We start from the raw sequence: 15,648 nt of genomic DNA on the forward strand, positions 1-15,648 counted from the left end.
GTGCATATAGCGGCGCGTTGCTTCGTGTATGGGGAGCCGTTAGAGTGCCGTCTTCTATAAAAATACAGCTAGGAGTGTCCTGTGGAAATCGCTTGTCTCGACCTTGAAGGCGTGTTGGTACCTGAGATATGGATCGCTTTTGCGGAAAAAACCGGTATCGAGTCGCTGAAGGCGACAACCCGCGATATTCCTGACTACGACGTGTTGATGCAGCAGCGCCTGCGCATCCTTGATGAGCATGGACTAAAACTGGCGGACATTCAGGAGGTGATTGCGACGCTAAAGCCTCTCGATGGCGCGGTGGAGTTTGTCGACTGGTTGCGTGAGCGGTTCCAGGTCATCATCTTGTCGGATACTTTCTACGAATTCTCGCAGCCCTTGATGCGCCAACTGGGCTTCCCGACCTTGCTTTGCCACAAGCTGGTCACCGATGAAACTGATCGCGTGGTCGGTTACCAGTTGCGTCAGAAAGACCCGAAACGCCAGTCGGTCATTGCGCTGAAAAGCCTTTACTACCGGATCATTGCCGCGGGTGATTCATATAATGATACGACCATGCTCAGCGAGGCACATGCCGGCATCTTGTTCCATGCGCCCGACAATGTGATTCGTGAGTTTCCGCAGTTCCCGGCCGTGCATAGCTATGAGGATTTGAAGCGCGAGTTTCTCAAGGCTTCAAATCGACAGCTTAGCCTCTAACTTGGTTCGACACCTGAAAGGCGCGCACAAGGCGGGTTTTTCAGGTGCCGGCTGATGCTGGCTGGCCAAGCTGCTCGAGAGTGCGCAGCAGGACGTCGACCTTGGTCAGGGACTCTTGATACTCAGCCTGCCATTGCGAGTCTGCAACTATCCCACCGCCACCCCAGCAAGTGATTGTGCCGTCCTTGGCCAGCAGGCTGCGAATGGTGATCGAGCTGTCCATTTCACCGCGAATATCCAGATAAAACAGCGAGCCGCAATAAAGTCCGCGGCGGGTGTCTTCCAGTTCGTCAATGATTTGCATGGCGCGAATTTTCGGAGCGCCGGTAATCGAACCGCCAGGAAAGCTACAGGCAAGCAAGTCGAGCGGGTCCTTGTCATCCGCGAGTTGCCCGGTGACTGCGCTGACCAGGTGATGAACATTGGGATAGCTTTCAAGGGCAAACAGCTCGGGCACCTGGACCGAGCCTGTTCGGCAGCAGCGTCCAAGATCGTTGCGCAGCAGGTCGACAATCATCAGATTCTCAGCCTGATCCTTGGCACTGTGCAGTAGTTCTTCTGCTTGAGCTGCATCCTTGTCCGGGTCGATATCCCGTGGTCGCGTGCCCTTGATGGGGCGAGTCTCAACCCGGCCCTGGCTGACGCGCATAAAACGCTCAGGAGACAGGCTAATGATCGCCGCATCGCCAGGCAAGGCTTGAAAACCGGAAAATGGTGTTGGGCAGGCTGCTCGCAACGCTTGATAAGCAACCCAGGGATCACCCTGGTATTGGGCCTGGAATCGCTGTGCAAAATTGACCTGATAGCAATCGCCAGCCTGGATATAGGCTTGGATTTTCTCTACGGCCTGTTGGTATTTTCCTTCGCTGATGCCGGCTTGAAATCGACTGGCAAGACGGAAGGTATCCGAGCGCGGGCTGGCCGCGGACTCAAACAGGTCGATCAGCCTGCGCCGTTCGCTGGGACTGACCTGCGGATGGAATACAAGTTGTGTAGTGAGCAACTGGTGGTCGCTGATCAGTGCCCATGAATATAAACCCACGCGCGCGTCGGGTAATTTCAAGTCGTCTGCCGCATGGCTGGGAATCGTTTCCAGGCGCCGGCCAAAGTCATAGCCAAAGTAGCCGATCAAGCCGCCAGCGAATGGCAGGTGCAGATCTTTAGGAATGTCTTGGACACTCAGGGTGTCGCTGGCAACACGCAACCTTTGTAGGAAATCTTTGGCCGATTCATCAGAGAACGGTGACATTTCAGCCAATGGCCAAGCGCTCATAAGATCATAGCGTCCATGTAGCGCTACGGGCCTGCCTGTGTCCAGGAGTATGGCGCCGGGAGCACTCCTGAGGCGGCCGAAATATGCATCTGGGCTGGCATGATAGGGTAAGGCATGAACCTGGAAAGATGGCATACGTAGCGTTCAGACAAGCGTGGACACCTATTGTAAGGTGCCAGCGCTGCTGGGCCTATAGGCTTTGCTTGATTTGCGCGCTAATAGATTGCTGGTTAGTGTTAGCTTATCCAAGGAAGTGAACATTGTAACGGTGTATGAATCACAGGGATCGGGTCATGGATGACATGAATGAAGTGCTAGATCAGCCTGCGGATTACAATCTGACATCAGAAGTAGTTCCAGTACAGGTTTCGGAGCGTTATTTCTTAAGACCGACTGTTCAATCAGAACTCGCAGCACTGCCAGAGCGCTTGATTCTGCTCGTGGCGCCCGCTGGTTTTGGCAAGACCACCGAGTTGGCAGTGCTTGCCAATAAACGCGTTGAGCAGGGGCAATGTGTCGCTTGGTTGACCTTGACTGCGGAATCGAACACCTCCCTGATTTTTTTCCAGCAACTTGCCCATACCCTGGAGAGCGTTCAAGCCAGTCTTGGGGATTTTGACTCTGCGCTTACCGACAATTCTGCCTGTTTGGACACATTACAGGTCATGGAATTGGTTTTAGGAAATATCCTACGGATGCGTAAGTCGCTGTTGCTGGTGCTGGATGACTTCGAGGCTATTTCAAACCCCGACCTGCTTAGCGCAATCGATAGGCTGATTAACTATGCGCCCGATGGGTTTACGCTGGCTATAGGATCACGGATCAAACCGAAACTGAGCCTGGCCACTTGGCGGGCAAAGGGTTACCTGGTCGAGATTGGCGAGCGTGAGTTGCGTTTGAGCGAGGACGACACCCGGGTTTACCTGCAACTACATGGGCTCAATGTCGAGCCTCTCTCACTCAAGAAAATCTACAGTTATACGGAAGGCTGGATGACCGGCGTCTTGCAGGTCATCAAGTGGCTCAAGTCAACGCCCCAAAAGCCGGATGCGTTGCTTGAGTATCAGGAAGATCATACCTCGGTGGGTAAATACCTGTCCGATGCGGTGTTCGAAGGACTGCCTGTCGAGCGCCAAGACGCACTTCTCAACATGAGTGTGGTGCACCGCTTTAATGGCAGCCTGGTCCAGGCACTCACCGGTTGCGATAACGGGCAGCAATTGCTGGAAGACCTGGAGGTGATGCAGCTCTTCCTGGTGCCACTGGACAGCGATCGCCGATGGTTTCGATTCCACCGTTTTTTCGCTGAGTTCCTTCGCGCACGTCTGAAGCAGCAAGACCCTGAGCGTTTCAAGCAGATTCATTTCAACGCCAGTTTGTGGTTTACCAACAATCACATGCAAAACTTTGCGATCGAGCATGCCTACCATGCACAAGACGTGGAGTTGCTTGCCGCACTGGTTGATGGCTGTGGCCTGAGTCTGATCAACCGCGGCCAACTGAGTCTCGTGCATAAGTGGCGCCAACATGTGCCGGATGATATTGCGGTCAAATATCCTGTGCTGGTGCTTACGGATCTGTGGGTGCGCGTGGTCGATCTGGGGCTGGACGAAGCGAATCGAGCGCTAGATGATCTACTTCTGCGCTGGGGGGATAGTGATTCAAAAGCGCAGTTGACGGACAGTATGCTGGCTGCGTTGGCAATCAAATCGTTGATCGCATTGCAAAAGGATGATTTGCGCACATGCGTCAAGTTGGCGCGGCGTGTTGAGCTTCAATTAGGCTCGAGAACCGCTTTTCTTGAAGTCGCGATGCTAGTCATTGGTGCTTTTGCGAACGTCATGATGGGATGGCATGACGCCGCGCGCAAGTTGTTGACCCTGGCCAATCAGAGAAATCACTTCCTCGATGGTAATTATCTGCAAATGCAGCTTATCAACGTCGAGGTGATGTTGCTGCTTGAGCAAGGCAAGATCAAGCAGGCAGAGTTGCTCTTTGAGCGCTTGCGCGAACGTACGACTTCCTGGTTTAACGAAAAATCCAAAGCTACCGTCTTGCCGAAAATCACCCAGTGCCTGATTGCTTATCAGCAGGGACGGTTTGAAGGGGTGGCAAGCCTTCTGAAGCGCATGCTGTCAATCGTGGATGTCATCAGTCCGGTGGACCTTTGTGCCCAGGGCACACTTTGCCTGGCGCACCTCCAGTACATGCAAGGCAATACCAAGGAAGCCCATTCGACACTGATCTATATCCAGAACCTGGCCGCACGCAACAAGGCCTGGCGCTTCTATGCGCAGGCAGTCGGCTATGAAATTTTACGAACCCTGCAAGAGGCTGGTGACGACCGAACCAAGCGTGCGGAACAGCGCTTGAAGAGTATCAACTGGAATGAATTAGCATCCAACTATGCCCACATGCGTTTGAACCCAGTGCTTTGGGTTCAAGGCTTGTCACGAACACGCTTGCAACAGGCGCGTGGCCACTACAGCGAGGCCATACATGAAATTCTGCAACTGCGTGGAATGCTGCAGGACGACTGGGAAGGGCTCGAACATATTCGCCTGGATCTCCTGGCTGCCCATAGCTATCAGCAACTGGGCTATCAGGAACGCTCGCAGAGCCTGCTTGTACAGTGCTTGATTGCGGCTGAACGAGAAGAAGTGCGCAGCCTTTTTCTAGAAGAAGGTGAGCCTATCCGCAACATGCTTCATCAGCTCGAGATGGCCGAACGTCAACCGGCACTGCAAAATTTTATCCGCAGCCTCTTGGCTCTTTGGCCAGGACAGTCTGCTCAGCGTCAACTTGAGGTCATTGAGGAAGAGCTGACTGAGCGTGAGCAGGAGGTGATCAGGCTCGCGGCACAAGGCATGTCCAACAATGATATTGGTCAGCAATTGAACCTCGCACTGGGTACCGTCAAATGGCACCTTCATAATATTTACGAGAAGCTCAAGGTACGTAACCGCACCCAAGCGATAAGGCGTGCTCGCGAGCTGGGGATGCTGGGATCATGAGTCGTCAAAATGAATTAACTTCGCAAGATTTTAACCTGCTGTCGTGCAAGCTCGTGCCAGAGAATTTCAGTACAGCTCAATTAATGCCACGCACAGCGTTGATCGACAAAATGTATCGCCAGCGTAAAAAGCATTTGATGGTCTTGAATGCTCCTGCTGGCTACGGCAAGAGCGCTGTGCTGGCCGAGTACAGGCAGCGGTTGCTGGCCGAGGGAGCAAAGGTCGCCTGGTTGACATGCGATGCCCTGGATGTTGACCTGAAGCGGCTGTTGCGTTATTTGGGGGAGGCGATTGCTATTCAATCTCCTGGATTTGCTGAGCCCATGAAGCAACTGCTGGAAGGTGGTGAGGTGCTGGAGGAGCACCAACTGCTGGAGCGGTTTGTCGATGGCTTGAAGCAAATCGACGGTGACCTCTATGTGATGATGGATGACTTTCATTGTATCCGTGATTGCAGCTTCTCAGGTTTGGTCGGGCGGGCGCTCAACCAATTGCCCAGCCACATTCGCTTCGTGATCAGTACACGATTCAAGGTTGGAATTTTCTGTGCTGCTGCTCAGGGAGATGCTACATGCTGGTTTGGCGTTGATGACCTGCGCTTCAGTCAGGATGAAGTGCGTGAGTATTATCGTAATATCAAGTCAATCCAAGCCAGTGATGCAGATATTGCCAAGGTTTGTACGCAAACCGAAGGCTGGATAACCGCGCTTCATCTTGCTTCGCTTATTGTTCCAAGTCTGAGTCGACGATTCACGCCAACATCGAGCATGCCGGGTACTGAGCGCAACCTTGCGGACTATTTCAGCGAGGATGTGCTTGTTGGTTTACCGAGTGAAATACAGCATTTCCTGAATGTTACATCGGTGCTTGATGAGTTCAATGCCGAGCTTTGCAATGCATTGACCGGTCGCGAGGATGCACAAAAAAACCTGCGTTACCTATGTGATGAACAACTGTTTATTGTCGAGGCTGAGCGTCAGGATGGCTGGTATCGATATCATCCATTATTCGCAGAATTTCTACAGCGTAGGCTGCTTAAAGCTGAGGATCCAACTCATTTATTGCATGCTGCAGCGCATTGGTGCGAGGCAAGAGGCCTGTTCGAGAAAGCCATCAAATATGCTGTTCATTCGCATGACTATGCATTCGCGGCTCAGTTGCTTGAGACCTATGACTGGAAAGTGATTGCCGAGGAAAAGATTTATCAGGTTTTGGGGTGTTTGCAGGATATCCCTACCGAAGTCATTCAAGAGCATTGCGTTTTTCAAATATTTTTCGCGTGGCAGTTGGCATTCGAACAAAAATACCTTGAGTCTGAGTCCCTGATAGAGGAAATCAGCCTGCAGTTGCAAGATGCAAGTGCAGAGACAATGCGTCCAGGCTTCCTTGAGTTATTAGCCGCGACGCAAATCGTCAAGGCTCTAGTGTTACTTTATCAAGACAAGCTCGATAGTTGTCTCAAGGTGACAGGGCAGTGGCTTAAACGAGCCCCGGCGTCACAACCCTTGTTTTTAGCATGCTTGTCATGTTTGCAGGCCGCTTGCTACACCCTTCAGGGTGCTTATGCGGAGGCTTCAAAAGCAATCTTTACGGCGCGGTCGAAACTCAGCGAAAGCCAAAGCGATTATCTGAGTGTTGTTGCCAGTCTAATCGAGGTTTGCCTGTGCAAAGAACTTGGTGAGCTGCGTAAAGGGGCGGAGATCGCTGATCGGGCGCGCGAGCTCGCAGATTGCTTCCTGGGTGAGCAGAGCCGTGTAGGTGGGCCGCTATGGTTGGCCTGCGCCGATATCATTTATGAGCAAGGTGCCGATAAAGATGCGTTGAGTGAGATCGATCAGGCTGCAACCTGGCGCGATGTTGTCACCCCGGTAGAGCTTTTAAATCGTGGCCAATTAGCCATAGTGCGTAATCGTTTTTATGAGGGCTACAGCGATCAAGCCCTGCATGAACTGGATGAATGGATTCTCAGCTTGCACGCGCCGGGTTACGAGCGTGTATATGCACAGGCGATGGGTTGCAAAGTGCAGTTCTTGTTGTGGCTGCGCAGGCCTAATGAAGCTGAGCGTATTTGTATGCAGCTTAAACAGCATCTGGCCACCTTGCCTGCTTCGCGCCATGCAAGCGCCAACATCAGCTTGATTCTAGCGGAAGCAAGGTTGTCGCTTTCCGAGCGACGTGCAGATAAAGCATTGGCATCTCTTGAGGCCTGTCTCTCTGAGGGTGACAGCATGCCAACGAGCGATCGGAATCTCAGGGTATCGTTGTTACTTTCAGTTGCTTGCTGGAGAAAAGGTAACACCGATAGAGCATTCGAGTTGCTCAGAGCCCTTGTTGAAAGTGGTGTCAGTCGTGGTTATCAACGTTTATTCATTGATGACGCTATTTGGCTGCTGCCTGTAATGGATGCATGGATAGCCTCGGATAAAGCCCATGCCGAGAAGTGGCAGTATTTAGCTGAAATGCTGCGTGATCAGTGCCAAAAGTTCTCAATTGATTATCAAGAACTTGAAGATAATCAAGATGTTAGTCGACGGGAGCGAGAGATTCTGCGGTTTGTTGGTGCTGGATTATCTAACCGTGATATTGCACAGGCCGTGCATTTGTCGGAAGCAACTATCAAATGGCACTTACACAACCTGTTCTCAAAGATGGGGGTGCGTAGCCGGACCCAGGCAGTACTCAAAGGCAAAAGCTTGGGGTTGTTGAGCGAGGCATAGCCTCTTGACTTTATCCTCCATTCCTTGGTTAGGGAGGCAGCGGCGGGTTGCAACAGTAGGTTTATAGCAGGACTTGATGCAACAGCATTAAGTGTTCGGGGGGGGCATGACTATGGAAGCAATGTCACCTCAAACAGCGACGGAATTTGTCGCTCCTGCTGCTAGCGACAGGAGTCAATGGCAGCATCCTTCGGGATATTCAAACCGAGAACTGTGGAGAACAATAATGAAATTCATTAATAAATTCGCCCTAGTAGCAGCCTTTCTTACCACTCCGCTCATGGCGCAGGCTGAGCTGAAAGCCATGGATGATTCCTCGCTGGCAACAGTGACCGGTCAAGATGGCATCAGTATTTCAGGTCAGTTCAACGGTAGTATCGGCAGCGTCGTATACACCGATAACGATCCTTCTGGTGGCTCACTGCGCCTTGAAACCATTGCCTTTGATGGTTTTAACATTTCTGATGATGCGCCCATCCTGGTTGACGTTGTAACAACCAGTATCGGTGGCGCGGATACCGAGCAATTGCAGATTGGCCTGCCATCAGTAACCGGCCAGTTATCCGTTGGTGCTATCAAAGTCGGTAGCACTGCAGCTCCCAGCATTGGCTCGCTCGCAATCAGCGACATCAACATGGCTGGTACAACCGTAAAAGTCTGGGGCCACTAGGCCACAAGTCTTTCTTAGCGATGATAACCCTGCCAGCCACCACTGGCAGGGACCTTGATCTAAGAGAGGGTGCCCTGATGATTGAAATTCTACTCGGAAGTTTAATCGGTATTTTCGGTATCACTGAAACGGTTGATGTTAAGTCGCAACCTCCCGGGCGAGTCAATTTAACTCAAGACGCATTAAGCAGCAGCCCTTTCAGGCAATCAGTTGAAGTAGAGCCATTAAATCAACTGCAGTTCAAACATGTTGTTCGTCAGGCATATGACTATAGTTGTGGCTCTGCTGCTCTTACGACATTGCTTGACTATTTCCTGGGCTTGAATCTGGAAGAGCGTCAAGTTATGGAGGGGCTTCTAAAGTTTGGTGAAGCTGACAAGATCGTAGAACGTCGTGGGTTTTCATTGCTGGATATGAAACGGCTAGTCGCTGCGCTGGGATATAACAGTGGTGGGTTTCGTGCAAATTTTTCGGACTTGGAGGCTCTTGAGCATCCGGTAATAGTTCCCATTGAGTATGCAGGGTTCAAGCATTTTGTTGTTGTGCGTGATGTGTATGATGAGCATGTATTTGTGGCTGATCCTGCCATTGGAAATATAAGTTTTACCCGTGCTCGCTTCGAGGAAGTTTGGGATAAAAATGTATTGTTCGTCATATACCCAGGTGAAAGTCGGCTAGACAATGCACTTGCATTAAAAGATGAGGATATGCGAATCATTGATGACCGTACGGTGTCATTGTTAGCATTTAGAGCATTTCCATCAATCACTAAATTTACTGAGAATCAAGCAACAGAGCTCGGTTCTGACGGCGCTATACAATACATTCGCCGTAAGTAGTTCATCGCCCTAGATGGGATGCCGTTTCCAGCAATAATAATAGTGGAGTACTGTCGATGAGACTTACATACGCTGGAGTTGTATGTGCGTTATTCCTGTTTGAAAGTGTTAGTGTAGTAGCAGATGTTGAAACTGTTGATAGCGCCAGGGATGCTTTAAGTAAGAAAGAAGATGATGCCGATAGTGCACAAGCATTGGAGGAGGTTTTTCAAGCGGCCGAAAAAAGCTATACCTTGCTTAAAGAAGGTGAGCGAACACTCACATATGGAATTGATTACAGCTTGGTTCGGGACACCGTTATAGAGAGCATTAGGACGGGAGAAAATTCATTCAGTGTAGTGGGGCAATCCGAAGCTCAGCATACATTTACCAATTCATTCACCTTTGACTACGGCATATGGAATAACCTGACATTCAGTATCAGGCTACCATTTGTGGCGAAATATGATACTGAGCGAGACCTAAATGCCTACAGCCTAGGTGATATTTCCGCAAGCCTGCGGTGGCAACCCTGGAATGCGCAACCAGGTAGGCCTGTGACAACGTTGTATGCTTCAGTCGGCTTGCCGACAGGCGACAGTCCATACGATGGCGAAGCTCAAGATAACTTATCGTCAGGAACCGGTAGTTACAGCTTAGCTGCTGGTTTAAATCTGTCTTATGTTATTGATCCGGTCGTTTTGTTTGGTTCACTTGGTTATACCTACTATTTACCAATAAAAGATATTAACCAGGTCCGTGGTGGGCGGTTGCTTAAAAAAGTTAATACAGGCTCGTCGTTGTCGTTCAATATGGGCTTTGCTTATGCCTTGTCCTACGATGTTTCCTTAGCCGCATCCTATCAAATGGCATATAGCCTTGCTCCAAGGTTTGAATTTGAAGATACGACTCTAAAGGGTCGTGAACAAACTAGTGCGCTCATGAATTTTTCATTAGGGCTGAGAGCGTCGCCCGATTACATCGTTAATGTAAATGCCGGATTTGGTATGACTGAAGACTCACCAGATGTATTGCTGGGTTTGTCAATGCCTCTCGATATTTCCGGCTTGAAGCCTGAATAATAGACGAGTAACTGCTATGAAACTCGTTATTTATAAAAAAAACTATGGGCTGCTTGTTGCAATGACTTTTTTCATTGGTAGTGCACAGGCGCAGCTGTCTCAAAATCTAACCATTGGTAATCCAAAGGCCATGGCGCTCGGGAATGCTATTACTGCAGACTCATCTGGAATAGATGCGGTGCACTATAATCCGGCCGCTTTAACTAAACTTAAAGGGCGCCAAGTAGCAGTAAAATTTGTAACGGGTTTGTTGGATATCAGATCCGAATTTAAAGCACCTGAAAATTATGGTGACAGCTTTTTTGGTTTGTCGGATGATCCCGTTGCGAATCGCTCAGGCCGAACGACTACGCCGGCAATGTATTTCCCAGGGTTGGGTGGTGCGCGTGATGTACCTGTGATCTTTGCACCTCTGGCAGGTATTTCTATTTCGCCACCGGGTTCGAAATTTACCTTTGCGAATAATGTTTATGCCCCACAAGCGCTTGGCTTCTCTCGTGATGACAATGATCCGGGACGTTACCAGGGCAAGCAAGTTGTTATGCAGAGGATCACCTACTTATCGCCTTCGGTCGCCTATCAGGTGAATGATGAGCTGTCTGTCGGGCTTTCAATAGGCTTTTCCCATCAAGCATTGTCGTTAAATGAGGATTTTCGTGCCCCAGGTGTATTAACCGGCTTTACAGGGGCGGCTCAAGACGCGCTGTGCACTATTGAAGGTAATCCATTCGAAGTTCTGTTGAACATTTGCGGCGGGGATTTAGGTCCATTCACCGATGTCGCAAACATTAAGCTGGATTTGCAACAGTCACTTTCACCGACCTGGAATATCGGCTTCTTATGGGAACCCGTTGATTGGTTTGCACTTGGAGCCGTCTATCAGAGTGAAGCCAAAATGAAGCTCAAGGGTGACTACAATATTTCGTACAGTGATGACTGGCAGGGATTCTGGCAGGGGTTGGACAGTTCACTGATTGGCGCAATTTTCAGCAGTATCACCCCTGATGGAGTTTTTGATAATGAGCGCGGCAAGGTTTCACTGGATTTGACTTATCCTGCACACTTTTCAACGGGGATTAAGCTTAAACCTACCCCAAAGTGGCAAATCAATTTTGATGTGAAATGGACGGATTATGCCGCCTGGAATGAGTTTGAGATCAAATTTGATCGTGAGCTGGATATTTTGGCGATAGCCAGTCTACTGTCGCCTGATAATGCCACCTCAAGAAGCCTAATTCTGGATCGAGGCTACAAGTCTGTATGGAGCTGGGCTTTAGGTGTGCAATACCAATTCAACGATCGCCTTAGCTTGCGTGCGGGGTATGAACCAAGGCCTTCTGCAATTCCGGGTAATAAAGCGGACATCTTGGTGCCAATTGGTGATGCGACACTTTACGGTCTGGGTGCTGGTTATCAGTGGGACAAAGACACGGTTATTGATTTTGGCTTCAACTATTTGGTCAGCAAGCAAAATATTCCAGCAGGTTCGAGTTGCAGTATCAACTGCTCAAGAATCGACGGCCTTGTCTACAACCCCTACGCTGACCTTGATGTTAAATCAACCGTAAAAGCCTATGTGTTTGCCCTGACGTATAGAACAACTTTTTGACGGGTGCTTTGCCATGAACGCACTTAAATCGTTGCTCATAACCTGCATGCTGGTTAGTACGGCTGACTTGTCAGCGGGCAGTCGTTACCTTACGTGGGTGGATGATCAGGGGCGTGTACACAATACGGTTTTGAGTGAGGCATTTGCTACGCAGCAGAGTCGTGCAAACCGGGAAGTGTTGTTGAGCGACCATGCACGATTGAACAATCCAGGTAAAACCCTGCTGCGTCAGTCCACGAATGAGAGCAAGCGACGTTATTTTACCTGGGTTGATAGTAGTGGCGTGCTGCAAAACAGCTTTTATGCTGGTCGCCCCTTGTTTGAAGCTGGCTCCAAGGTTGTATTGTCAACCGGGGAGTCGTCTTCGGAGTATATCGATGCCGATGTGCTAGAAGGGCGTGGTTATCAGCGTGAAGGTGATGACGGTCAGTATTACACCTGGGTGGACGAGCAAGGACGCATGCGTAATTCACGGCTAAATCCGAGTACGGATTCAGCAACCAGCATCAATACTGCCGCAGTCGAGTACACAGAAGGGCGCCAAATAAAATTCGCCAAAAAGCCAGTGTTATTACCCAATCTCGATGGTCGGCGGACTGCAGCCATGAATGATCTGTTGGCGGGAAGCTCGCAGCCTGAGGCAGTTCTGTATGCTGAGTTGATCGATAGATGCTGTGCGCAAATGGTTGAGGAGAACTTTACTCCGCTGTCCATTGATGAACCACGCTTTGAGGAGCTGAATCGCTTTTCACCCAGCTTTGATTTTCCAATGGGGCGCAGTTTCTACGCAGCTATAAAACTGCCCAAGGTCAAGCAAAGCTATGGGCTACGCGTTCGCAGCTTTGCGAACAAAGAGGTGGTTTATCCTTCTCTGCTGTTTCTGGATGCACAGAAACGACCCACTCGATTGGTCAGTGATGCTGTGTATCAGTTGCATGCGGAGACTTGGTATCGTTTCGCATTTATTGAGGGTGTAGTTAAAGTTCGGCCTGCCGCAAACGAAAGCTATGTCTTGGTGCTGACAACAGATGAAGACAAGGGCTTGAAAACCTTTGACAACCAGCCGTTCAATCGCCCCTTACAGAAGGCTGTGGTTGATGATGCGGGGATACAAGTGCACAGCCATTCAGGGATGGGTTCCTTTGAGCTTGCAGTTGTTCGTTGAACCCAGTCGCGGCTGCTATCGCAGTTATCTAGCGGGCAAAGAAAAGGTCGCTTGTAGCGACCTTTTCTGGTTGTGGGTTGAGCTAGATTTCAGCCGCGAATTTGTGGCCGAACAAGCCTTGTGCAAAGCGTACACGTTCGATCGGGGTTTCTTGGATATCGTCTTTGGCCAGCTTTGCAATGTGCGCCTCAACCGCATGGGCGCGAAGCGTCAAACCTGTGTCGTTGGCGATTTGAATATTCAAGCCAGGGCGCGCATTGAGCTCAAGGATTAGTGGGCCTTTTTCCTGGTCAAGAACCATGTCGACCCCAATATAGCCCAGCCCGCACAGCTCATAACAGTTTGCCGCGAGGCTCATGAAACCATCCCAATTCGGCAACTGAACGCCATCCACTGCGTTGGTCGTGTCCGGGTGCTTGGTGATCTTGTTGTTTAACCAAGTGCCATTTAGGGTAAGGCCGGTTGCCAAGTCGACGCCAACACCAATCGCGCCTTGGTGAAGGTTTGCCTTGCCGCCGGATTGGCGCGTGGGCAGTCGCAACATGGCCATTACCGGATAGCCTTTAAGGACAATGATGCGAATATCCGGCACGCCTTCGTAGCTGATGCTTTTGAAGATTTGGTCCGGAATAACCCGGTATTCGATCAGTGCGCGGTCGCGGTGACCGCCCAGTGAGTAAAGCCCGGTGAGAATACTTGAGATCTGATGCTCAATATCCTCGTGCGATATGATTTTGCCCGAGACCGTGCGATAACGATCCTCAAACCGATCGGCAACGACCAAGATGCCATCGCCGCCTGCACCTTGTGCGGGCTTGACTACGAAGTCGGTTCGGTTGCCGATGATTTCGCTGAGCTTATCAATTTCCTTTTCCGTAGAAATCACGCCGTACATCTCAGGCACATTGATACCTGCTTCGATGGCGCGCTCCTTGGTTAGGATTTTATCGTCCACCAATGGATACAGATGCCGCTTATTGTACTTCAGCACGTAATCCGCGTTGCGGCGATTGATGCCCATGATGCCTTTGGCTTCAAGGGCCTTCCAGGTTTTCCATAGACCTAGCATGGTTTAATCCTTGAGGAAGGCTTTGAAGCGGAACAGTTCAGTCAGGCGATAGCCGCGATAGCGACCCATTGCCAGCATGAACCCTACGAAAATAAGCAGTACGGCCGGGAAGGTGAACATGAAGTACACCAACTCAGGCACGCTCATCAGCAGGTGTGCCAGGGAAGCGGCAATGAGTGTGCCAACGCCCACTTTGAAGGCGTGTGCTGCGCCGCGCTCTTCCCAGGTGATTGAGAGTCGCTCAATAGTCATGGTCAAGATTACCATTGGGAACAGGGCGACAGACAAGCCACGCTCAAGGCCAAGCTTGTGACTGAAGAGGCTGATCACTGCAATCAGTACCACCACGAATGTCAGCACCACCGATAGCCTTGGCAACATCTGGAGCTTGAGGTGCTCGAGGTATGAGCGCAAGGACAAGCCCAGGGTGGTTATCAGGGTAAATAGAACAATACCAAAGCCAAGCTGTGTTTCGCGGAAGGCCAGGGCGATCAGTACTGGTGTGAAAGTGCCGAGGGTTTGCAGGCCACCAAGGTTGCGCAAGATCAGGATCAGCAATACCCCAATTGGAATCATGATCATGATCTGGAAGTTGTTCTGCGTCTGCAGCGGCAAGCCATACAACGAGTAGGACAAGAAGTCCGCGTCGGTGCTTTCGTCAGTCAGTTTCGCCAGGCGAATTGCATTCATTTCGCTGTTGTTCAGGGCGAACGATACCTGTACCTGTTTGCCGCCCTCAAGCTTGATCAGGTCTTCGTCGCCAATCCACCATACCAGGCGGTCTGCAGGCAAACCTTGCTCGCCGGTTTCTGGGTTGAAGTAAAGCCATTTGTCGCCGTTGAAACTGCGCAGCCAGAGTTCAGGAGACTGCTGGGTTTCAGCCAGCAAGCGTACAGTGTGAACACGCTCCATGGGCACGTGGGCGATCGACAGCAGCAACTCAACGGCCTTTGCCTTGTTGGCAGTCGAAGCGTCGCCGCTGAGCAGGAGCTTGGCATTGTCATCGTTGGTGTTATTCACACGCTTGATGGTTTCGCTGATGAAGGTTTCAACGTCAGCCGAGTGCTGGCGAATCGGTGCGAGCAGGGCATCAGCAGCGATTTTTTCCGGGCCTTCGACTGGCAGGCTGTCACGGAAGATCGGTCCTTTGGCTTTCGCTTGCTCGCCACTGTAGCGCTTGGTCAAAACCAGGCGGTAGTAGATGGTTTGCTTGCCGCTAGCACGACGAGCCGACCAGGTAACCTTGCGATTACCGTCTGCGCGGTTAACGCTTACGCCGTAGTTATTCGAGATGAAGCTTTCGTTAAGGCTGACGTAGTCCTGGTTCAATGGCGGTACAAACATTTGCAGTTTGACCGGCTCTTTCGAACTGGCTTGGAATTCGATCTTGGCATCAATGTTCCAGAGGTCATCAGTTTCGTCTGATGTCAGTGGAATACCAAGGATGAAAATTTGGTATGCCGTTATCAGAACACCCAGGCTCACCAAGATAGTGATCAGGATTTTCAGATGCAGGGTAAGAGAGCGCATGG

General features: G+C 50.7%; 11 protein-coding genes. 8 read left to right on the forward strand and 3 right to left on the reverse strand.

The features are described 5' to 3' along the window. The first annotated feature begins 81 nt into the window (after positions 1-81). Positions 82-699 carry a bifunctional phosphoserine phosphatase/homoserine phosphotransferase ThrH gene (gene thrH, locus PSES9_RS0102775; RefSeq protein ID WP_010483766.1) on the forward strand — a complete coding sequence of 206 codons (618 nt, stop codon included), beginning with the start codon at positions 82-84 and terminating at the stop codon, positions 697-699. A 40-nt stretch (positions 700-739) separates the two neighbouring features. Here the strand turns inward: thrH and pabB are convergent, their stop codons facing one another. Continuing rightward, a complete protein-coding gene (gene pabB, locus PSES9_RS0102780; RefSeq protein ID WP_029529336.1) occupies positions 740-2,107 on the reverse strand; it encodes an aminodeoxychorismate synthase component I in 1,368 nt (455 codons plus the stop codon). A gap of 167 nt (positions 2,108-2,274) precedes the next feature. Here pabB and PSES9_RS0102785 point away from each other — a divergent pair, with 167 nt between their 5' ends. The 7 genes from PSES9_RS0102785 (at position 2,275) to PSES9_RS0102815 (ending at position 13,047) form a co-directional block, all read left to right on the forward strand. Further along, positions 2,275-4,986 carry a LuxR C-terminal-related transcriptional regulator gene (locus PSES9_RS0102785; RefSeq protein WP_029529337.1) on the forward strand — a complete coding sequence of 904 codons (2,712 nt, stop codon included), beginning with the start codon at positions 2,275-2,277 and terminating at the stop codon, positions 4,984-4,986. Beyond that, complete coding sequence (locus PSES9_RS0102790; RefSeq protein ID WP_010483772.1) at positions 4,983-7,703, forward strand: LuxR C-terminal-related transcriptional regulator; 2,721 nt, start codon at positions 4,983-4,985, stop codon at positions 7,701-7,703. The genes PSES9_RS0102785 and PSES9_RS0102790 overlap by 4 nt, the downstream gene beginning before the upstream one ends. A gap of 226 nt (positions 7,704-7,929) precedes the next feature. Continuing rightward, positions 7,930-8,373 carry a DUF6160 family protein gene (locus PSES9_RS0102795; RefSeq protein WP_010483774.1) on the forward strand — a complete coding sequence of 148 codons (444 nt, stop codon included), beginning with the start codon at positions 7,930-7,932 and terminating at the stop codon, positions 8,371-8,373. A gap of 77 nt (positions 8,374-8,450) precedes the next feature. Continuing rightward, a complete protein-coding gene (locus PSES9_RS0102800; protein WP_010483776.1) occupies positions 8,451-9,212 on the forward strand; it encodes a C39 family peptidase in 762 nt (253 codons plus the stop codon). Positions 9,213-9,268: 56 nt separating this feature from the next. Then, the gene (locus tag PSES9_RS0102805; protein ID WP_010483778.1) at positions 9,269-10,273 is read left to right on the forward strand and encodes a transporter; all 1,005 of its coding nucleotides are present in this window, start codon (positions 9,269-9,271) and stop codon (positions 10,271-10,273) included. A 16-nt stretch (positions 10,274-10,289) separates the two neighbouring features. Beyond that, on the forward strand, positions 10,290-11,882 hold the full coding sequence (locus PSES9_RS0102810) for an outer membrane protein transport protein (protein ID WP_010483780.1): 1,593 nt from the start codon (positions 10,290-10,292) through the stop codon (positions 11,880-11,882). 13 nt (positions 11,883-11,895) lie between these two features. After that, positions 11,896-13,047, forward strand: coding sequence for a MalM family protein (locus PSES9_RS0102815; protein WP_010483782.1), 1,152 nt, complete (start codon positions 11,896-11,898; stop codon positions 13,045-13,047). An 82-nt stretch (positions 13,048-13,129) separates the two neighbouring features. Here PSES9_RS0102815 and PSES9_RS0102820 read toward each other — a convergent pair whose 3' ends face one another. Together PSES9_RS0102820 and rloB are read right to left on the reverse strand one after the other, a co-directional pair. Continuing rightward, positions 13,130-14,116: an alpha-L-glutamate ligase-like protein gene (locus tag PSES9_RS0102820; RefSeq protein ID WP_010483784.1), complete on the reverse strand. Its 987-nt coding sequence runs from the start codon at positions 14,114-14,116 to the stop codon at positions 13,130-13,132. A 3-nt stretch (positions 14,117-14,119) separates the two neighbouring features. Next, the gene (rloB, locus tag PSES9_RS0102825; RefSeq protein ID WP_010483786.1) at positions 14,120-15,646 is read right to left on the reverse strand and encodes an osmotic stress tolerance membrane protein RloB; all 1,527 of its coding nucleotides are present in this window, start codon (positions 15,644-15,646) and stop codon (positions 14,120-14,122) included. Between the last annotated feature and the right edge of the window lie 2 nt (positions 15,647-15,648).

Source organism: Pseudomonas sp. S9 (assembly GCF_000222125.1).
In the GTDB taxonomy this organism is placed as follows: domain Bacteria; phylum Pseudomonadota; class Gammaproteobacteria; order Pseudomonadales; family Pseudomonadaceae; genus Aquipseudomonas; species Aquipseudomonas segetis.